The sequence below is a fragment of the Breoghania sp. JC706 genome (assembly GCF_037026715.1).
Taxonomy (GTDB): Bacteria; Pseudomonadota; Alphaproteobacteria; order Rhizobiales; family Stappiaceae; genus Breoghania.
On record NZ_JBANCG010000007.1, the window covers coordinates 180,567 to 200,557 of the forward strand.

Consider the following 19,991-nt stretch of genomic DNA (forward strand, 5'->3'; position numbering starts at 1 on the left):
CCTTGCGGGACTGGCGCGAACGTCCGCTCAACATGCCGGTTTCCTGAGCCGGTCTGATGCGTCGGTTCGCCCGGATGCCTAAAGCCGGCGCTCCGATTGCAGGCCGGAGGAATGGAAGAGGAACCATTCCGAGGGAGCGGGAAACGGATCGCCGACAGATCCGGTGGCGGAGGAGGCCGCCTTATCCCGCCGCTGCGACGACCGGGAGGAGACAGTCATGACCTGCGCATTCACGAGAACCGGCCTTGCTGCCGGATTGGCCGCCGGCATTGCCGCGCTTACGCTGAGCCTTGGCACGGCTGCGGCCGACGACATCAAGATCGCCCACGTCTACGGCAAGACCGGCGCTCTGGAGGCCTATGCCAAGCAGTCGCACACCGGACTGATGATGGGCCTGGAATATGCCACCGGCGGCACGATGGAGGTCGACGGCAACAAGCTCGTCGTCATCGAGAAGGACACGCAGCTGAAGCCCGATGTCGGCCGGTCCGCTCTGGCCGAGGCCTATGGCGACGACGACGCGGCAATCGCGGTTGGGCCGGTGTCGTCCGGCGTCGCGCTCGCGATGCTCCCCGTTGCAGAGGAATACGGCAAGATCCTGCTGGTGGAACCGGCGGTGGCCGACAGCATCACCGGCGAGAACTGGAACCGCTACATCTTCCGCACGGGCCGCAATTCCTCGCAGGACGCGGTGGCCAACGCCGTCGCGCTTGGAAAGCCCGGCGTGAAGATCGCGACGCTCGCCCAGGACTACGCTTTCGGCCGCGACGGCGTAGCCGCCTTCAAGGAAGCCCTGAAGGGCACCGGCGCTGAACTGGTGTTCGAGGAATACGCTCCGACCGATACGCAGGACTTCACCGCCTCCGCCCAGCGCATCTTCGATGCCCTGAAGGATGAGGACGGCCGCAAATTCCTGTTCGTGATATGGGCCGGAGCGAACAACCCCATCGGCAAGATCAAGGCCATGGACCCCGACCGTCTCGGCATCGAGATTTCCACGGGCGGCAACATTCTCGCCGCCATGAAGGCCTACAAGGCGCTGCCCGGCATGGAAGGCGCCACCTATTACTACTACGACATTCCGAAGAACCCGGTGAACGACTGGCTGGTCGCCGAACACGAAAAGCGCTTCGGCACGCCGCCCGACTTCTTCACCGCCGGCGGCATGTCGGCGGGCATGGCGATCGTCGAGGCCTTGAAGAAGACAGGCGGCTCCACCGACACGGAAGATCTGATCGCGGCCATGGAAGGCATGGAATGGCAGACGCCCAAGGGCAAGATGGTTTTCCGCAAGGAGGATCACCAGGCGTTGCAGTCCATGTACCACTTCAAGATCAAGGTCGATCCGGACGTGGAATGGGGCATTCCGGAACTCGTCCGGGAGCTGAAGATCGAGGACATGGACATTCCGATCCGCAACAAGTGAGGGATCGGGGGGCGCGCGCGTGCATCCCCCAAACCCCTCATCCCGGGCGCGAAGCGAAGCGGAAACGACCCGGGATCCAGCGCAATGAGTAGCGCGAAGCGCTGCTTTCGCAGGAAAACCCGCCTTCCTCACAAGACCCTATTGAGGCGCTACGCGCCGCTTGGTCGCTGGATCCCGGATCTGCGCTCGGCTTCGCCTCGCTTGTCCGGGATGAGGAAGGCAGGAAAGAGCGGCACATGCTTTCGGCGGCTTCCCGTCGACAAGCCGAAGAACACCCGGATCGCCAATGCCTACCGAACACCCCGTCCTCCAGACCCGCGACCTGACCATCCGCTTCGGCGGCCACGTCGCCGTTGACGCGGTTTCCTGCGCGTTCCAGCGCGGCACGACGACCGCGATCGTCGGCCCGAACGGCGCCGGCAAGACCACCTATTTCAACCTGATCTCCGGTCAGCTCACCGCGACCTCCGGCCAGGTGCTCCTGAATGGCGAGGACATCTCCGGCCTCTCCGTCGCCGCGAGGACAGACCGGGGCATCGGCCGCGCCTTCCAGCTGACGAACCTGTTTCCGAGCCTGACCGCACGCGAGAACGTGCGCCTTGTCGCGCAGGCCCGGGCACGGCGCGGTCACGACCTCTTTTCCGTCGCCACCTCGCATGTGGAACTGATCGAGCGCGCCGAACACGTGCTGGCCGAAGTGCGACTGATGGAAAAGGCCGACCAGGCGGTCGCCTCGCTCTCCCACGGCGACCAGCGCAAGCTGGAAGTCGCCATGCTGATCGCGCTGCAGCCGCAGGTTCTCATGTTCGACGAACCGACCGCCGGCATGAGCGTCGACGAGGTGCCCGTCGTCCTCGATCTGATCGCCGGGCTGAAGCGCGACGCGGACCGCTCGATCCTGCTGGTGGAGCACAAGATGGACGTGATCCGCTCGCTCGCCGACCGCATCATCGTTTTGCACAACGGCGCGCTGGTGGCCGACGGCGAGCCGGCCGAAGTGATCGCCTCGCCGATCGTGCAGCAGGCCTATCTCGGCCGCGAGCCGGAAGAGGAGCATGTCGATGGCTGAGGCGCTTCTGACGCTCGACGGCGTCCACACCCATATCGGTCCCTACCACATCCTGCACGGGGTCGATCTCGCGGTGCCGGCCGGCGGCGTCGCCATGCTGCTCGGGCGAAACGGCGCCGGCAAGACGACGACGCTCAGAACCATAATGGGCCTGTGGAAGGCGAGCGCCGGCACGATCCGATTCCACGGCCGCGATATCGCCGGGCTCGACACGCCGGCCATCGCCAAACTCGGCATCAGTTTCGTTCCCGAGGACATGGGCATCTTCACCGACCTGACGGTTCAGGAGAACATGACGCTTGCCGCACGCTCCGGCGCGCCCGACCGTAAGCGCCTCGACTGGATCTGCGATCTCTTTCCGCCCCTCAGAACCTTCTGGCATTCGCCGGCCGGCACACTTTCGGGCGGACAGAAACAGATGCTGTCGGTGGCCCGCGCCATCATCGAGCCGCGCGAGCTGATCCTGATCGACGAACCGACCAAGGGGCTGGCGCCGGCCATCATCAAGGCGATGACCGCCGCGCTCCGGCAACTGAAGGAAACGGACACCACGATCCTGCTGGTGGAGCAGAATTTCTCCATGGCCCGCGCACTCGGCGACACGGTCGCGGTGATGGATGACGGGCACATCATTCATGAAGGCGACATGGCGGACCTGAGCGCCGACGCGAGCCTTCAGGAGCGGCTGATGGGGCTGAGCCTGGAGGCGCACCAATGAGCGACGACCGCATCCGCCCGCGCTTCGACGAGCTGTCCTTCTCGCAAAGGCTCGGGGAGCACGCGCCGCTGCTGCTGGCCCCGGTTCTGGCGGCTCTCGGCCTCATCGCCATCGGCGATCCGACGACCTGGCTGACGCTCACCGTCGCGGGGCTCGCCATGGGGCTGATGATCTTCATCATGGCGTCGGGCCTTACTATCGTCTTCGGCCTGATGGATGTGATCAATTTCGGCCACGGCGCCTTCGTCGCCGTCGGCGCCTTCGTCGGCGTCACCGTGCTGGGCGTGCTGTCGGGCTGGACCGGCACGCCGGACATCGTGATGAACATCTCCGCCATCCTGCTCGCGATCCTCGCCGCGATGATCGCGACCGGCGCCATGGGCTGGCTGTTCGAGCGCGTCATCGTCATGCCGGTCTACGGCTTCCACCTGAAGCAGATCCTTGTGACCATGGGCGGACTGATCGTCACTGAACAGATGATCCACGTGATCTGGGGTCCCGACGCGCTCCATATCGCCCGGCCGGAAACGCTGCGGGGCTCGGTCGTCGTCTTCGGCGCGGCGATCGAGAAATACCGGATCCTCGCCGTCGCCATCGGTCTCATCCTGTTCTTCGCCATGCGCCATATCCTGCGCTCCACCAGGATCGGCCTTCTGGTGCGCGCGGGCGTGGAGAATGGCGAAATGGTCGAGGCGCTCGGCTATCGCATCAAGGCGCTGTTTCTGTGGGTGTTCGTGGCGGGGTCCGCGCTTGCGGGGCTGGGCGGCGTCATGTGGGGGCTCTATCAGGAGACGATCACAGCCCAGATGGGCAGCGAGATCATGGTGCTGGTCTTCGTCGTCGTCATCATCGGCGGGCTCGGCTCGGTCGAGGGCTGCTTCATCGGCGCGCTGCTCGTCGGACTTCTCTCCAACTACGCCGCCTTCCTCGTTCCCAAGGTCGCGCTCGTCTCCACCATCGCGCTGATGGTTGCAGTGCTGATGTGGCGACCGCAGGGGCTCTATCCCGTGGTCAAGGCGAAGTGAGGGACGTGATGCTGGTCAAACTCATCTCCGGCGATACGCCCCGCAGCCGCCTGCTGTCGCTGATCGTGCTGCTGATCGGCCTGGCATTGCTATTTGCGCCGTTCCTGTTTCCGGGCATCAAGTCGCTCGACACCGCCGCACGCATCGCCATCTTCATCGTGCTGGTGGCAAGCTATGACCTGCTGCTCGGCTACACCGGCATCGTCTCCTTCGCGCACACCATGTTCTATGGTATCGGCGCCTACGGAACGGCACTGGCGCTCGACGCCTGGGGACCGAGCTTCTGGGCAATGGGTCTCGGCACCCTTTTGGGCGCGCTGGTCGCGGCCGTCCTTGCGCTGCTGATCGGGCTCTTTTCGCTGCGCGTGCGCGCCATCTTCTTCGCCATGGTGACGCTGGCGATCGCGTCGGCCTTCGCCGTGCTCGTCTCGCAGCTCTCCGCCTTCACCGGCGGCGAGGACGGGCTCACCTACCGCATTCCGCGCGAGCTGACCCCGGCGTTCCGGCTGATGAAGGACAGGATCCTCGACGTTTCCCTCAACGGCCGGCTCGTCGCCTACTACCTGATTTTCTTCGCAAGCCTGATCCTGTTCCTCGTCCTGCTCCGGATCGTCAACTCGCCCTTCGGCACGACGCTGAAGGCCGTGCGCGACAATCCCTTCCGCGCCGAGGCCATCGGCTACCGCGTCGTCTGGTACAGAACCGGGGCGACGGTGCTCTCCGCGGTGGTCGCCGCGCTCGCCGGGTCGCTTCTCGCCATCTGGCTGCGCTACACTGGGCCCGCGACCACGCTCTCGATGGAAATCATGATCGACATCCTGCTGATGGTCGTCATCGGCGGCATGGGAACCATGTACGGCGCCGTCGTCGGCGCGACGATCTTCATCCTCGCCCAGACCTACCTGCAGGATCTGATGGGCATCGCCTCCAAAGCCACCGCCGGCATCCCCCTGCTGTCGGAGCTGATCGCGCCGGAACGCTGGCTCTTGTGGCTGGGTGTCCTTTTCATCCTGTCGGTCTATTTCTTCCCGACAGGGATTGTCGGCCGGTTGCGCGGAGAAGCGAAATGAGCCGTCTCCATATTCGCGAAAGCGGGGTGAAAAGCCCGCGGATGCTGCCCATCGTGCTGCTGCACGGCTGGTCGTGCCACGGGGGTTTCTTCGACCGGCAAGGCGAGGCGCTTGCCGAGGAAACGCTGGTCATCGCGCCGGACATGCCGGGACACGGGAAAACGAAGGATGCGGTCGACCTCACCATCGAGACGGCTGCCGACGCGGTTCAGGCATTGCTTGAGAAGCGGCGTCTCGACAGGGTGCTGCTCGCCGGCTGGTCGATGGGCGCCCATGTCGCCTTCGCGCTGATCGAGCGCCACGGCGCGGACCGCGTCGCCGTCCTGCTGACCGAGGACATGACGCCGAAGGTGCTGAACGACGAGACCTGGCGTCTCGGCACGCGCAACGGCAACGACGCCGAGCACAACAAGGACGTGCTCGCCGCCATTTCCGCCTACTGGCCACAGGTCGGCGAAAAGGTCGCCGAGGGCATCTTCGCCGAAGGCCTGACGCCCGACCCGGACCTGCTCGCCTATGCCAAGCGCGAGATGCTGGCCGCCGATCCGGCGCTGATCGCCCCCATGTGGGCCTCGCTCACCGCGCAGGATTTCCGTCCGCTGATCCGCAAGATCGAAATCCCGGTGCATCTGGTTTCCGGCAGCCGCAGCGCGCTTTACGGGCGCGATGTTGCACAATGGCAGGCGGAACGGCTGAAGGACGGGCACATCCACGACTTCGCCCGCTCCGGCCATGCACCGCATCTGGAAGAGGCGGACGCCTTCACCGACCTCCTGCGCACCCTCTCAACCATTGCCTGAGGGCGGCGCCTCCCCCTTGCACAGGCTGACGAACTCGGTGGCCGATTTGCTGAGCCGCCGTTCCCGGTGGTGAAGCAGCGAATAGGCGCGCGCCGGCAGCGGGTGGTTGACCGCAACGAGATCCCCCTGACCGAGCAGCGGACCGGCGACCGAGGCGGAAATCGCGGTGGCACACATGCCGGAGCGCGTGGCGGAAAGCACCGCCTCGTTGGAGGGCAGCTCCAGAACAACCTGAAGGCTTTCCGCCGCAACCCCGCGCGCGGCGAGAGCCGCCTCGAATTCCGACCGCGTTCCCGATCCGCGTTCACGCAGCACCCATGTGCTGCCGGTCGCCAGATCTCCGGCCGCGACCGCCCGTCCATCCGCCCAGGGATGATCCGCCCCCACCACGACGATCAACGCATCCTCGGCGATCTTCTCGACCTTGAGGGCGGGAACATCCACATGCCCCTCCACGAAACCCATGTCCGCCTCGCCCGCCACAACCGCGCCGGCGACCGTCGCCGTGTTGCCGATCGATAGCGAAAGCTCGATCCCGGGATAGATGGCGTGAAACCGCATCATGAAGGGCGGCAGCCAGTATCCCGCGATCGTCTGGCTGGCGGCGACCGCCAGACGCCCACGGCGCAACCCGCCAAGCTCCGCAAGGACGAGCTGTGCGCTTTCCGCGCGCGCCAGAACCGCCTTGGCCTCGCCCAGAAACAGCCTCCCGTTTTCGTTGAGCACTAGCCCGCGCCCCACCCGGTCGAACAGGGGCACCCCATAATGGCCCTCGAGCGCCCGCAAGGCAGAACTCACCGCTGACGGTGTCAGATGCAACGCCTCCGCCGCCCGCGTCAGATGTTCGCGTTCGGCCACGGCGACGAAGATGGAAAGCTGCTCGAAGGTCATGAGATTCCGACGGAGATATGCCGACGCACACCACGACGAGCGGGCCGGCCAACCGCATGGCGGACATCCGAAATGCGGCCGGCATGCTCTATCGTTCGATTTTATTGAAACAAATATCCAATATTATCCCATGGAATAAAATGATTTTCCATGCGAGCGTCCGGCCATTCCCACCCTCTGGTAAACGCTCTCATGGACCTGCCCCGCTTCCTCGCCCGCGTCCTGCCCGGACTGCTCGCCAGCCTCGCTGTTGCCGCCGCCGCCTTCCTGCTGTCCCGGATCGAGATCTGGCTTTTCGGCCGCGACTGGCTGGAGAGCCTGGTTCTCGCCATCCTGCTGGGCGCGGTCGTGCGCTCCGGCCTGCCCTTTCACGGCATGCTGCGTCCGGGAGTCGATTTCGCGGCGAAGCAGGTGCTGGAGGTCGCGATCGTGCTGCTCGGGGGAACCATCAGTCTCGGCGCCATCCAGGCGGCCGGGCCGGAACTCGTCGGCGGCATCGCGCTGATCGTCGTGCTGGCGATTTCGGCCGGCTACGGCATCGGCCGCACACTCGGGCTGCCGCCCCGGCTCGCCACGCTGGTCGCCTGCGGCAACGCGATCTGCGGCAACTCCGCCATCGCCGCGACCGCCCCGGTCATCAAGGCCGAAAGCGACGACGTCGCCGCCTCCATCGCCTTCACCGCGGTTCTGGGAATATCCGTCGTGCTGCTCCTGCCGGCGATCGGCGCGCTCGCCGGGCTCAGCGAAACCCGTTATGGCGTTCTGGCGGGGCTCACCGTCTATGCCGTGCCGCAGGTGCTCGCGGCAGCCGCCCCGGCGGGGATGGTCGCGGTCCAGGTCGGCACGCTGGTGAAGCTCGTCCGTGTACTGATGCTCGGGCCGGTGATCTTCACCCTCGGGATGATGCCGGGCAACCGCGAAAGCGGCGCAGGCCTGCGCACGCTCGTGCCCTGGTTCATCATCGGCTTTCTCGTCATGATGACATTGCGCTCGGCCAACCTCATCCCCGACGCGGTGATTGCGCCGCTGACGCAAGGGTCCGGCATCCTCACCATCGTCGCCATGGCGGCGCTCGGCCTCACCGTCGATATCCGCACCCTTGCCCATGCCGGCGGGCGCGTGATGCTTGCGGCGACCCTGTCGCTGCTCGTGCTGGGATGCCTGAGCGCGGGCCTGTTGCAGCTGCTGGCGGTTCAGTGACAAGAGCATGGCGTCGCAGATGGGTCACCGGCACACATTCCACAACGCGGCGAGGATAACGCGCCTCTACCCGCGCATCGCCACCTTACCCTCGGCCAGGAACGTCTCCATCCGCTCCAGCGCGCGAGAAATGTTCTCCTGCGAATTGGCATAGGAAACGCGCACATAGCCCTCGCCGAGCGTGCCGAAATCCGGGCCGCCGATGAGCGCCACGCCCGCCCCCTCCAGCAGCGCGGAAGCCAGCGCCTTGGCCTTCCAGCCCGTGGCCGCGATGTTCGGAAACGCGTAGAAGGCGCCCTTCGGCAGGATGCAGGACACGCCCGGGATCGCGTTCAACCCGTCGACCACCAGTTTGCGGCGCGCGTCGAACTCCGCAACCATCTGCGCAACCGCATCCTGTGGGCCGGTGAGCGCGGCCAGCCCGGCATATTGCGCCGGCGCGTTCACGCAGGACCAAGCATTGACCGCCAGCTTCCGGACCTTGTCGTAAAGCGGCTCTGGCCAGACCGAATAGCCAAGCCGCCAGCCCGTCATGGCGTAGGTCTTCGACCAGCCGTCGAGCAGGATCAACCGGTCGCGTATTTCCGGGTACGTCAGGAGCGATACGTGTTCCTCGCCGTCATAGGTCATCTGGCCGTAGATCTCGTCGGAGAGGATCGCGACATGGGGATGACCTTCCAGCCCCGCAACGAGCCTGTCGATCTCGGCCCTTGGCGTGACCCCGCCGCACGGGTTGGCGGGCGAATTGACGATGACGAGCCGGGTTTTGTCGGTGATCAGACCCAGCAATTCGTCGGCCTGGAAGGCGAAGCCGTTTTCCTCGCGGATCGGCACGGGCACAGGCGTGGCGCCGGTGAATTCGATCATCGAGCGATAGATCGGAAAACCGGGATCGGGATAGAGGATCTCCGCGCCCGGCTCGCCGAACATCAAGATCGCGGCGAACATCGTCACCTTGCCGCCGGGCACGATGATCACCCGTTCGGGCGAGACCTCGACGCCGGTGCGCCTCGCGAGATCCGCCGCGACCGCTTCGCGCAAGGGGGCGATGCCGGTGGCAGGCGTATAGCCGTGGTGGCCGTCGCGCAGCGCCCTTATCGCCGCTTCCACGATATGCTCGGGCGTCGAAAAATCCGGCTGGCCGATGCCGAGATTGATGATGTCGCGCCCTTGCGATGCAAGCTGCGTCGCCCGCGCCAGCACGGCGAACGCGTTTTCCTCGCCGATCCGGTCAAATCCGGCAATCGTGGTGAGCATGCCCGTCCTTTCCCTCCGCCCGCATCGGTGTGCGGATCATTGCCGTCCAGCCTCCGCGTTCAGGCGTCAGGCGATCTTTTTCAGTACCGCAACCTCTTCCGGCTCCGGCCGGTGGCCCTTGAGATAGAGGGCGCAGGTCGTGCGCAGCATGGAGGCGAAATTCGGGATCGTGCCGTTGATCTCGAGCGCCTCGTCATAGAGCTGGGATAGGAACTTCGGTGTGGTGAGGCCCTGGCCCGCGGCGATCTCGTCGAGAAGCGCCCAGAAGGTCGCTTCCAGCTGGATGGAGGTGGAATGCCCGGCGATACGGACCGACCGGTTGATCTGCTTGTAGCCGGCGGGGTCCTGTCCGGCGAATACCCTGCACATGTGCCTTTTTCTCCCATGCCTTGCGGATTCTTGCGCCGCAGGTCGGCCAAGTATTCGTGCTGAAGCCAGCCTGCGCAAGCGTGCTTTCGGGCAAGGACAATTCGCAAAGGCCCTTCGGGCGAACGGTCGTGGTAGTCAACTGCCACCACTTTTGGCGTCTTGCGTTCATACTATCCGCCAAACGCCGCTGCTGGCACGGCATCGAATAACAATCGGAGGTATCCGGTGGCAAAAGCCATTCACATGATGATCCGCGTTCTTGACGAGGCCCGCTCCGTCGAATTCTACAAGACCGCCTTCGGCCTCGACGTCGCAGACCGCTACGATTTCGACGACTTCACCCTCGTCTATCTGCGCAACGCGGATGCGGATTTCGAGGTGGAACTGACCGTCAACAAGGGCCGCACGACGCCGTATGACCTCGGCGATGGCTACGGCCATGTCGCCTTCTGCGTTGAGGATCTTGATGCCGAGCATACCCGGTTCCAGACGGCGGGCCTGACGCCGAAGGACATCAAGGAATTCCATCGCGACGGCGCCCTGATGGCGCGTTTCTTCTTCGTGGAGGATCCCGACGGCTACAAGATCGAGGTACTGCAGAAACACGGCCGATACCACTGAGATCCCCGCCGCCGGCCCGATTGGAGGAGAAGGCCGGCGGCAGCGCCTTTTGAAATGGGAGGAATGAGACAATGCCGACGATCTATTCCGGCCGGGCCGCGCGCCCGGACGATGGTGCGCATCCGGGCACAAAAAGCGCCGGTCTTTCCAGACGCGCGCTCCTGCGCGGCACGGCAGCAACCGGATTGGGGGCGCTTCTGGTCATCTCCGGGCGCGCCGTCATCTGCCCGAGCCAGGCCTGGGGCCTTGAGACGCAATCCCTGAAGCCGGAGACGATGGCCACGCTCATCCAGATGGCGCGCGACATCTACCCCCACGACCGCCTTGTCGACCGCTATTACGCCATCGCCGTCAAGGACCACGACACCAAGGCCGCCGAGAACGAGACCCACCGCGACCTGATCGAGGGCGGCATCGGCGATCTTGACGCACGTGCCGGCGCCGGCGGCTATCGCGGCCTCGGCTGGGAGGAGGAGCGCGTCGCCGTCCTGCGCCAAATCGAGGACAGCCCCTTCTTCCAGGCCGTGCGGAGCGGCCTTGTCGTCTCCCTCTACAACCAGCACGAGATCTGGCCGCTCTTCGGATACGAGGGCGAGTCCTATTCCAAGGGCGGCTACATCCACCGCGGCTTCGACGACATCGACTGGTTGTAAGCGCGCGTTACCGCGCCTGAAAAGAACAAAGACGATACGGAGGAAACACCATGGCTGCTCCCTTTGAGCATTCCGACGACAGCGTGGTCGTCATCATCGGTTCGGGTGCCGGCGGCGGAACGCTGGGCAACGAACTCGCCCAGAAGGGGATCGACGTCGTCATTCTGGAAGCCGGCGCCCGGCACGAATACGACGAGTTCATCAACGACGAATGGGCGAGCTTTGCCCAGCTCGCCTGGACCGACAAGCGCACGACGTCGGGCGACTGGCGGGTGGCGAAGGACTTCCCGAACCTGCCGGCGTGGATCGTCAAGGCGGTGGGCGGCTCCACCACCCACTGGGCCGGCGCCTCGCTGCGCTTCCAGGAGCACGAGTTCAAGGCGCTGACGCACTACGGCGCGCTCGACGGCGCGAACCTGCTCGACTGGCCGATCACGCTTGCCGAGATGGAGCCCTACTACGCCCGCGCCGAGGACAAGATGGGCGTGACCCGGACGAACGGCATTCCGGGCCTTCCCGGCAACAACAACTTCAAGATCATGAAGGCCGGCGCCGACAAGCTCGGCTACAGCGAATGCTCCACCGGTCGCATGGCCATCAATTCGCAGCCGCGCGACGGGCGCAATTCCTGCCAACAGACCGGTTTCTGCTTCCAGGGCTGCAAGTGGGGCGCGAAGTGGTCGACGCTCTACACCGAAATCCCCAAGGGCGAGGCGACCGGCCACATGGAGGTCCGCCCCAATTCACAGGTGCTCCGGATCGAGCACGACAAGGCGGGCAAGGTCACCGGCGTCGTCTACGCCGACAAGGACGGCAACGAGCAGCGCCAGAAGGCCCGCATCGTGGCGGTCGCCGGCAATTCCATCGAAAGCCCGCGCCTTTTGCTGAATTCGGCCTCGTCCATGTTCCCGGACGGGCTTGCCAACTCTTCCGGTCAGGTGGGGCGGAACTACATGCGGCACATGACCGGCTCGGTCTATGCGGTCTTCGAGAAGCCCGTGCACATGTACCGCGGCACCACCATGGCCGGCATCGTGCGCGACGAGGCAAAGCTCGACACCTCGCGCGGCTTCGTCGGCGGCTACGAGATGGAGACGCTGTCGCTCGGCCTGCCCTTCATGGCGGCCTTCCTCAACCCCGGCGGCTGGGGCCGCTCGTTCACGAGCGCGCTGGATGAGTACGAGAACATGGCCGGCATGTGGCTCGTGGGCGAAGACATGCCGCAGGAGACGAACCGGATCACCCTGCACGGCACCGATAAGGACGCCTTCGGCATGCCGGTGGCGAACGTCAACTTCTCCGACCACGCCAACGACATCGCCATGCGCAACCACGCCTATGCACAAGGATCGGCGCTCTATGACGCGGTGGGCGCGACGCGCACCTTCCCGACGCCGCCCTACCCCTCCACACACAATCTGGGCACCAACCGGATGAGCGAAAAGGCGCGCGACGGCGTGGTCAACAAGCACGGCCAGAGCCACGACATCGCCAACCTGTTCGTCTCCGACGGGTCGCAATTCACGACGGGGGCTTCGGAAAATCCGACGCTGACGATCGTTTCGCTGGCAATCCGGCAGGCGGAATTCATCGCGAAGGAGATGGCGTCGGGCACGTTGTAGGCCGGGGCACACGAAGCAGGCCGGCGGGCGCGATCTCCTACCGTCGCCCGCCGGCGCTGCGGGCGACGCGCGCCAGGGTCAGCAGCGTGTCCGACACCACGGCCTGAGACAGATGAGGCATGGTGCGCGACTTGAAGGTCGCCTCGTTGAGGATCTCCAGCGCTCGGGCGACGCGCGGCGGCGTCCACAGACGGATCTGCTGCGCGACCATCGGCTGGCGCTTGAAGTAGATCGCCGGTCGCGCCCGCTTGACGAGATCGTCCGGCGCGGCGCCGGCCTCCATTTCGGCGCGCGCCATCTGCAGCCACTGAAAGCGGCGCAAGGCCTGACCTGCGATGACGGAGGCATCGAGCCCCGAAGCATCGAGCCGGTCGAGACCGTGGTCGAGCGTTACCAGATCGCCGCTTGCCGCCGCATCGATCAGCGCATCGAGCGCGAAGGCGGAGGCATCGCCTACAACCGCCTCGACATCCTCGGCCTCCACACGGCCCTTTCCCAGGGCGTAAAGACAGAGCTTGGAGATCTCTCCGCGCGAGGCGAGCCGGTCGGCGCCGAGCAGCGAATGCAGGGCGGCCCGCGCCTCCCGCGTGATCGTCAGGTTCGCGACGCGCGTTTCCTCGTCGATCAGCCGGTCGAGATCGCGCGTCGCGTCGGCATAGCATGGCAGCGCGACGGCGTTGCGCGCGCCCTCGATCGTCTTACGAAGGCCCGTGCCCTTTTTCAGGTCACCCGCTTCGATGACCACGAGGGCATCGCCGCCGTCCGCCTTCAGGACGGGCTCGACCGCGGGCGACAGGTTCTTCGCGCCCACGTCGCGCACCCAGATGATGCGTTGGCCGCCGAAGAGCGGAACGGTGAGATATTCGTCGATGAGCCGTTGCGGATCGGAGGTGAGTTCGGAGGCATCGAGCCGCACGCGGCTGAACGGATCGTCATTGCCCTTGGCCGCACGCTCCACGATCGCCTTGGCGCGCTCGCTGACGAGCCCCGCATCGGGCCCGTAGACGAGCACGACCACGGTGTCGGCCGGCGGGTTCGCGATGAAACGATCGATCTCGGCAGGTTTCAGCGCGACCATGGTGAGATCCCGAGTTTCGGCGAGCAGTCGATCCCGCACGGATGGCCGGGCGGACGACGCTCCGGCGCAGGACCGCCCGCCTAGCCGTTCTTTTCCGCGAAATAGGCCGCGATCCGGGTGTGGATGTCGTCGGCCACGACCTTCGCCGCCCGGTCTTCGGCATCGCGCGCAGCACGCAGGTTGGCAAAGCGCTGGTTGGAGAAGTCGTAGGAGGCGTTGGCGAACGACGAACCGGTCAGAAGCGTCCGGTCCGTGGCCACATCCGTCAGGGCGAAGCTGGCGGTCATCTGAACCAGATAGGCCGCCGGCACGTCGGACAGCTCCTCCACCGCCACGGACGACTTGGAGGAGTTGACGATCATCTTCAACCGGTAGCGGACCGGCGCGGCCTCGCCGCCGCGCTGGAACGCGTAGATCAGCTCGTTGCGCAGCACCTGCTCGACGCGGTCGTCCGCCGGATCGATCTCGATCGCGGTCAGCTCCTCCTGCGCCGGCACGTTGCCGGGACTGACCGTCCCGTAAAGCGGGCGAACGTTGCAGCCCGCCAGGACGGCGAGCGCACAAACGATACCAAGGACGCGAAAGCGGCCGGTAAAATCAGACAACGACATTCACGATCCTCTGAGGAACGACGATGACCTTGCGCGGCGCACGGCCTTCCAGCGACCGCTGCACGGCTTCCAGAGCCAGAGCGGCCGCTTCGATGTCAGATTGCGACGCATCGCGCGCGATGGTCAACTCCGCCCGCTTCTTGCCGTTGACCTGCACCGGCATGAGGAGGGTGTCCTCCACCAGCAGATCCGCCTCAAGCGTTGGCCAGTCGGCTTCCGCCAGCAGGTCCTCGTGGCCGAGCACGCGCCAGCATTCCTCTGCCAGATGCGGCGTCATCGGCGCCATCATCTGGACGAGATAGCGCGCGGACTCGCGGATCGCCCATGCGAGGTCGTCCGCCGGCGACGATGCGGCCGCTGCCTTGGCGAGCGTGTTGACGAGCTCGTAGAGCTTGGCCACGGCCCGGTTGAAGCCGAGGTTCTCGATATCGTGCTCGACGCCGGAAAGCGTCTTGTGCGTGGCGCGACGGATCTCGGTTGCCGCATCGCCGAAGCCGCCGGGCCGCGGCCCGGCAGCAGGAATCCGTTCCGCGATGTCGCCGACCAGACGCCAGACGCGCTGAACGAACCGGTGCGCGCCCTGCACGCCCTCTTCGGTCCAGATCACGTCACGCTCCGGCGGGCTGTCGGACAGCATGAACCAGCGTGCCGTATCCGCACCGTACGCGCCGAGGATGTCGGTGGGGTCGACCGTGTTCTTCTTCGACTTCGACATCTTCTCAATGGAGCCGATGGTCACTTCAGCCCCGTCGGACAGGCGGAAGGCGCGCCGTTCGCCGCCCTCGCCCTCGATGCGGATCTCGGCCGGGTTCAGCCAGGCGCCGTCCGGCGCACGGTAGGTCTCGTGTGTGACCATGCCTTGCGTGAACATGCCCTTGAACGGCTCTTCCACGTTCATGTGGCCCGTCACCTTCATGGCGCGGGAGAAGAAGCGCGAATACAGAAGATGCAGGATCGCGTGCTCGATGCCGCCGATATACTGATCGACCGGCAGCCAACCGTCGGCCGCCGCCATGTCGGTCGGCGTTGACGCATGGGGCGCGGTGAAGCGCGCGAAATACCAGGACGAATCGACGAAGGTGTCCATCGTGTCCGTCTCGCGCCGCGCGGGCTTGCCGCACTGCGGGCAGGCGACGTTCTTCCAGGTCGGATGACGATCCAGCGGATTGCCCGGCTTGTCGAAGGTGACGTCGTCGGGCAGCTTGACCGGCAGATCCTCGACCGGCACAGGCACCACGCCGCAATCGTCGCAGTGGATGATCGGGATCGGGCAGCCCCAGTAGCGCTGGCGCGAGATGCCCCAGTCGCGCAGGCGATAATTAACCTGACGCTCGCCCTGCGGCGCGCCGCCCACCATGCGCGCTTCCAGCCGGCTCGCGACCTCGTCCTTCGCAGCCTCGATCTCCATCCCGTTCAGGAAATCGGAATTGAAGATCGTGCCCTCGCCCGTATAGGCCTCTTCCATGACGCGGAAGGTGGCAGGATCGGCATCCTTCGGCAGAACGACCGGAGTGACCGGCAGGCCGTACTTGTTGGCAAAGTCCAGGTCGCGCTGGTCGTGCGCCGGACAGCCGAAAATGGCGCCGGTACCGTAATCCATCAGGATGAAGTTGGCGACGTAGACCGGCAGCACGCGCTCGGGATCGAACGGATGGCGGATCTTCAGGCCGGTATCGATGCCCTTCTTTTCCGCCGTCTCGATGGCCGCCGCGCTCGTTCCGATGCGGTGGCACTCCTCCACGAAGGCGGCGATGGCCGGATTTGTCTCGGCAAGCTTCGCCGTGATCGGATGATCGGCGGAAAGGCCCATGAAGCTCGCGCCGAACAGCGTGTCGGGACGCGTCGTGAAGATCTCGAGCACTTCGTCGCCGGTGGGCGCAGGTTCGGCAAACTCGAAGCGCACCCTGAGGCCCTCCGACTTGCCGATCCAGTTCTTCTGCATCAGCCGGACCTTTTCCGGCCACTGGTCGAGCGTGCCGATCGCCTCCAGCAGTTCCGGCGCATAGGCCGTGATCTTGAAGAACCACTGGGTCAGTTCGCGCTGTTCCACGACGGCGCCGGAACGCCAGCCGCGACCGTCGATCACCTGCTCGTTGGCGAGCACGGTCATGTCGACGGGATCCCAGTTCACCTTGGACTTGCGGCGATAGGCGAGACCGGCCTTCAGGAAATCCAGGAACAGATGCTGCTGCTGAGCGTAGTATTCCACATCGCAGGTCGCGAACTCGCGCGCCCAGTCGAGCGACAGGCCCATCGACTTCAGCTGCGTCCGCATGGTGGCGATGTTGTCGTAGGTCCAGCCCTTGGGGTGGACTTTGTTCTGCATCGCGGCGTTTTCCGCCGGCATGCCGAAGGCGTCCCACCCCATCGGGTGCAGCACGTTGAAGCCCCTGGCGCGCTTGTAGCGCGCGACCACGTCGCCCATGGCGTAATTGCGCACATGCCCCATGTGGATGCGGCCCGAAGGATACGGGAACATCTCAAGGACATAGTATTTCGGCCGCGGATCGTCGTTGTCGGTCTGAAAGACCGCCTTCTCGTCCCAGACCTTCTGCCACCGGGCTTCCGCCTCGCGCGCGTTGTATCGCTCGCTCGCCATTGATATCGCCGTCTTCTTTTTCCGCGGGAGTGTAAGGAATTGCGTCGGCGGGACAGTCACCAGAAATCGGGCCCGTGGTCAACCGAAAGCGGTGCGCGATTGTGATAACCCGCCGGATGCGGGGTAGCATTTTTTGAGCCGCAGGTGCATTTCAAAATGACGCGCCTCAAAAAGGAGTTCAGCAATGGCCGAGACCGCAGCGGATCACCTCGCCACCATTCGCGACCGAATTGCCGCCGCCGAAGACGAGAGCGGGCGGGCCAAGGGCAAAGTGACGCTGATCGCGGTTTCCAAGACCTTCGACGCGCCCGACATCCAGCCGGTCATCGACGCAGGCCAGCGGATCTTCGGGGAAAACCGGGTGCAGGAGGCACAAGGCAAGTGGCCGGCGATGAAGGAGGCCCACCCGGACATCGAGCTTCACCTGATCGGTCCCTTGCAGTCCAACAAGGCGCGCGATGCCGTGGCGCTGTTCGATGCCATCCACACCATCGACCGCGACAAGATCGCCCGCGCAGTGAAGGCGGAGATGGAGGCTCAGGGGCGCGACCTGAAGCTCTTCGTCCAGATCAACACCGGCGACGAGCCGCAGAAGGCCGGCGTCAGCCCCGACGAAGCCGACGCCTTCATCCGCCGTTGCCGCGAGGAAGTCGGCCTGACGATCACCGGGTTGATGTGCATTCCGCCCGTCGAGGAGACGCCCGCGCCGCATTTCGCGCTGCTCGCGAAAATAGCGGAACGCAACGGCCTGGCCTGTCTCTCCATGGGCATGTCCGGCGATTTCGAGACCGCGATCGCCCACGGCGCCACCCACGTGCGCGTCGGCAGCGCGATCTTCGGCTCTCGCAGCTATCCCGCCTGAAGCGCCCCTGCTCCTTCGGCGCCGTCGCTTCCGGTACCCTGCCTCTGCGCGCCGCTGGCTTCCAGCAGGGCGACAAGCTTGTCGAGATAGGCAACAAGCGTCTCCTCGTCGAAGGGGCTGATCTCGAACAGACGCATGCTTCTGATCCCCTCGACCACCATGAAGGCGAAGATGGCGAGGTCGGGGTTCTCGCTTTCGGCCAGAAGCTCCGAAACAAGCCGTTCGTGATAGGCGCGCACGGGATCGAGCAATTGCGGCTCCTCCGCAATGGCTGCGAGAAAGCCGGAGGGCGCGCTTCCTTTCTCCGCAAGCAATCCCCTGACGGCAACGAGATAGGCGCGGATGCGGGCGTTCGGCTTGCCGTCACGCGCGATCGTCTCGCTCGATTGCCGGACCGCCTCGCCAAAGGTTTCCGCGTGGCGGGCGATCATCGCCTGCAGCAGGGCCGACTTGCTCGCGAAATTGTAGAGCAGCCCGCCCTTCGAAAGGCCGGCCCGCTCCGCCACCGCATCAAGCGACAAGTGCCTGACCCCTTCGGCACAACACAGGTCGATCGCGGCATCTACGATACGCTCGCGTGAATTCTTGCGCTTCCCCCGATGAGGTATCTGTTGCCTGTTGGACACGGCTACCCTGCCTCGTTATTTTTTTCGACCGTGCCAACGGTATTGTGACGACGTCGATCCTTGACTTTACCGTCCGGACGGTAAAGATCTCAACCCTTCTTGAGCGGTCCGATTGACCGCAGGCCGCTGCGCGACGTGATCGGCTTTCGTTCGACGGGACGAGAGATCCATCCTGCAGGATGGATGATGCGGATGCGCGCTTCTTGATCTTCTTGGGGCGGCCGCGATGCCGCCAGGTTGCGGACGCATGAAACGCCTTTTTCTTTCGATCTTCTTCCTTGTTCTCGTCTGCGTGATCGCTGGCGGGCTCGTCTGGTTCAATATGTTCCGCGACAAGATGATCGGCGAATTCTTCGCCAATCGCGGCCGCCCGACAGTCACCGTTTCCACCACGGTGGTGCAACCGGAAGAATGGCAGCCGGGTATCGAGGCGATCGGCACGGTGCTGGCGCGGCAGGGTGTCGAGGTCGCCGTCAGGTCCTCCGGGATCGTCAAGGAAATCAACTTCAAGGCGAACGACAAGGTCGAGGCCCATCAGCTTCTGGTCCAGCTCGATGACGAGCTGGAACAGGCCGACCTGATCGCAGCCCAGGCGAACGTGACCCGCGACACCCAGGCACTGGCGCGCGCCTCCACGCTGAAGGACCGCGGCTTCAATTCCACCTCGACCCTGGACAACGCCACGGCCGCGCTCGACGCCTCGCGCTCGCAACTGGAAAAGGTGAAGGCACAGATCGACCAGAAGAAGACCTACGCCCCCTTCGGCGGCACGATCGGCATCGTCCGCATCGATCTCGGCGAATATGTCTCGCCGGGCACGGTGGTTGCCACGTTGCAGGATCTGGAGCGGATGAAGGTCGATTTTTCGGTACCTGAACAGGATCTCGAGCGCCTGTCCATCGGGCAGCCGGTGCGGATCGGCCTGCAGGAGGACGCCCTTTCCCACACGGGCAAGATCGTCGGCATCGATCCCAAGATCGACCCCTCCTCGCGCCTCGTGAAGGTGCAGGCAGAGGTCGCCAACGAGAACAACCAGCTTCGCCCCGGCCAGTTCGCCTTCGTGCGCATCGAGCTGCCGATGGAAGACAACGTCATCGCCCTGCCCCAGACGTCCGTGGTCGAAAGCCTCTACGGCACCTACGTCTACGCGATCCGAAAGGACGAGGACGGCTCGGGCGCACTCGATGCCGACACTCTGGCCAAGGCGGAGAAGGCGGCCGCGGACGGCAAGGCGGCCGAAGGCCCCAAGATCGCCGCCCGCCAGCTGTTCGTCTCCACCGGCCGGCGCTTCGGCGGCAAGGTGGAAATCGTCTCCGGCCTGAAGCCCGGCGAGGTCGTGGTCACCGCCGGCCAGAACAAGCTGTCCGTGGGAAGCCCGGTCAGGATCGACAATTCTATCGATCCCTCCAAGCCCTTGTCCGCGAACATGCCCGGCTCCTCGGAAGGGTCTGACTCCACGAACAGGTCCGGCGCGGAAAGCCAGGGGGAATAGTC

19 protein-coding genes are annotated in these 19,991 nt (G+C 65.2%); 12 read left to right on the plus strand and 7 right to left on the minus strand.

The window, feature by feature from the left end; genetic code table 11:
* Positions 1–217 precede the first annotated feature (217 nt).
* The 6 genes from V2L18_RS16085 to V2L18_RS16110 all read left to right on the plus strand — a co-directional run bounded on the left by V2L18_RS16085 (position 218) and on the right by V2L18_RS16110 (position 6,108).
* Positions 218–1,426, plus strand: a complete 1,209-nt coding sequence (locus tag V2L18_RS16085; protein ID WP_336179308.1) for a substrate-binding domain-containing protein — start codon at positions 218–220, stop codon at positions 1,424–1,426.
* A gap of 286 nt (positions 1,427–1,712) precedes the next feature.
* A complete protein-coding gene (locus V2L18_RS16090) occupies positions 1,713–2,495 on the plus strand; it encodes an ABC transporter ATP-binding protein (RefSeq protein WP_336179309.1) in 783 nt (260 codons plus the stop codon).
* Entirely contained in the window at positions 2,488–3,213 is a 726-nt protein-coding gene (locus tag V2L18_RS16095) for an ABC transporter ATP-binding protein (protein ID WP_336179310.1), read from the plus strand. The genes V2L18_RS16090 and V2L18_RS16095 overlap by 8 nt, the downstream gene beginning before the upstream one ends.
* Entirely contained in the window at positions 3,210–4,238 is a 1,029-nt protein-coding gene (locus V2L18_RS16100) for a branched-chain amino acid ABC transporter permease (protein WP_336179311.1), read from the plus strand. Before V2L18_RS16095 ends, V2L18_RS16100 begins: the two co-directional genes overlap by 4 nt.
* Positions 4,239–4,246: 8 nt before the next feature.
* Positions 4,247–5,308: a branched-chain amino acid ABC transporter permease gene (locus V2L18_RS16105; protein ID WP_336179313.1), complete on the plus strand. Its 1,062-nt coding sequence runs from the start codon at positions 4,247–4,249 to the stop codon at positions 5,306–5,308.
* Positions 5,305–6,108 carry an alpha/beta hydrolase gene (locus tag V2L18_RS16110; RefSeq protein ID WP_336179314.1) on the plus strand — a complete coding sequence of 268 codons (804 nt, stop codon included), beginning with the start codon at positions 5,305–5,307 and terminating at the stop codon, positions 6,106–6,108. The genes V2L18_RS16105 and V2L18_RS16110 overlap by 4 nt, the downstream gene beginning before the upstream one ends.
* Here V2L18_RS16110 and V2L18_RS16115 read toward each other — a convergent pair.
* Positions 6,094–6,999 (minus strand): LysR substrate-binding domain-containing protein, encoded by a 906-nt coding sequence (locus V2L18_RS16115; protein WP_336179315.1) that lies wholly within the window; start codon positions 6,997–6,999, stop codon positions 6,094–6,096. The genes V2L18_RS16110 and V2L18_RS16115 overlap by 15 nt on opposite strands.
* Before the next feature lie 192 nt (positions 7,000–7,191).
* On the opposite strand from V2L18_RS16115, the gene V2L18_RS16120 reads away from it, so the two are divergent.
* Positions 7,192–8,199, plus strand: coding sequence for a putative sulfate exporter family transporter (locus V2L18_RS16120; RefSeq protein WP_336179316.1), 1,008 nt, complete (start codon positions 7,192–7,194; stop codon positions 8,197–8,199).
* Positions 8,200–8,265: 66 nt separating this feature from the next.
* Here V2L18_RS16120 and V2L18_RS16125 read toward each other — a convergent pair whose 3' ends face one another.
* Both V2L18_RS16125 and V2L18_RS16130 read right to left on the minus strand, forming a co-directional pair.
* A complete protein-coding gene (locus V2L18_RS16125) occupies positions 8,266–9,456 on the minus strand; it encodes a pyridoxal phosphate-dependent aminotransferase (protein WP_336179317.1) in 1,191 nt (396 codons plus the stop codon).
* A 66-nt stretch (positions 9,457–9,522) separates the two neighbouring features.
* A complete protein-coding gene (locus tag V2L18_RS16130; RefSeq protein ID WP_336179318.1) occupies positions 9,523–9,825 on the minus strand; it encodes a ribbon-helix-helix domain-containing protein in 303 nt (100 codons plus the stop codon).
* Between the two features lie 225 nt (positions 9,826–10,050).
* Here V2L18_RS16130 and V2L18_RS16135 point away from each other — a divergent pair, with 225 nt between their 5' ends.
* The 3 genes from V2L18_RS16135 to V2L18_RS16145 all read left to right on the plus strand — a co-directional run bounded on the left by V2L18_RS16135 (position 10,051) and on the right by V2L18_RS16145 (position 12,721).
* Entirely contained in the window at positions 10,051–10,446 is a 396-nt protein-coding gene (locus V2L18_RS16135) for a VOC family protein (RefSeq protein ID WP_336179319.1), read from the plus strand.
* 71 nt (positions 10,447–10,517) lie between these two features.
* Positions 10,518–11,099: a gluconate 2-dehydrogenase subunit 3 family protein gene (locus V2L18_RS16140; protein ID WP_336179320.1), complete on the plus strand. Its 582-nt coding sequence runs from the start codon at positions 10,518–10,520 to the stop codon at positions 11,097–11,099.
* Positions 11,100–11,149: 50 nt separating this feature from the next.
* The gene (locus V2L18_RS16145) at positions 11,150–12,721 is read left to right on the plus strand and encodes a GMC family oxidoreductase (protein WP_336179321.1); all 1,572 of its coding nucleotides are present in this window, start codon (positions 11,150–11,152) and stop codon (positions 12,719–12,721) included.
* 37 nt (positions 12,722–12,758) lie between these two features.
* On the opposite strand, the gene holA is transcribed toward V2L18_RS16145, so the two are convergent.
* The 3 genes from holA to leuS all read right to left on the minus strand — a co-directional run bounded on the left by holA (position 12,759) and on the right by leuS (position 17,009).
* Positions 12,759–13,799, minus strand: a complete 1,041-nt coding sequence (gene holA / locus V2L18_RS16150; RefSeq protein WP_336179322.1) for a DNA polymerase III subunit delta — start codon at positions 13,797–13,799, stop codon at positions 12,759–12,761.
* Between the two features lie 80 nt (positions 13,800–13,879).
* Positions 13,880–14,410, minus strand: a complete 531-nt coding sequence (lptE, locus tag V2L18_RS16155; RefSeq protein ID WP_336179323.1) for an LPS assembly lipoprotein LptE — start codon at positions 14,408–14,410, stop codon at positions 13,880–13,882.
* Complete coding sequence (leuS, locus tag V2L18_RS16160) at positions 14,397–17,009, minus strand: leucine--tRNA ligase (protein ID WP_336179324.1); 2,613 nt, start codon at positions 17,007–17,009, stop codon at positions 14,397–14,399. The genes lptE and leuS overlap by 14 nt, the downstream gene beginning before the upstream one ends.
* A gap of 184 nt (positions 17,010–17,193) precedes the next feature.
* Between leuS and V2L18_RS16165 the strand changes: the two genes are divergently transcribed.
* Complete coding sequence (locus V2L18_RS16165) at positions 17,194–17,871, plus strand: YggS family pyridoxal phosphate-dependent enzyme (RefSeq protein ID WP_336179325.1); 678 nt, start codon at positions 17,194–17,196, stop codon at positions 17,869–17,871.
* Here the strand turns inward: V2L18_RS16165 and V2L18_RS16170 are convergent.
* Entirely contained in the window at positions 17,859–18,497 is a 639-nt protein-coding gene (locus tag V2L18_RS16170) for a TetR/AcrR family transcriptional regulator (RefSeq protein WP_336179326.1), read from the minus strand. The genes V2L18_RS16165 and V2L18_RS16170 overlap by 13 nt on opposite strands.
* Positions 18,498–18,744: 247 nt before the next feature.
* On the opposite strand from V2L18_RS16170, the gene V2L18_RS16175 reads away from it, so the two are divergent.
* Positions 18,745–19,989 carry an efflux RND transporter periplasmic adaptor subunit gene (locus tag V2L18_RS16175; protein ID WP_336179327.1) on the plus strand — a complete coding sequence of 415 codons (1,245 nt, stop codon included), beginning with the start codon at positions 18,745–18,747 and terminating at the stop codon, positions 19,987–19,989.
* The last annotated feature ends 2 nt before the right edge of the window (positions 19,990–19,991 follow it).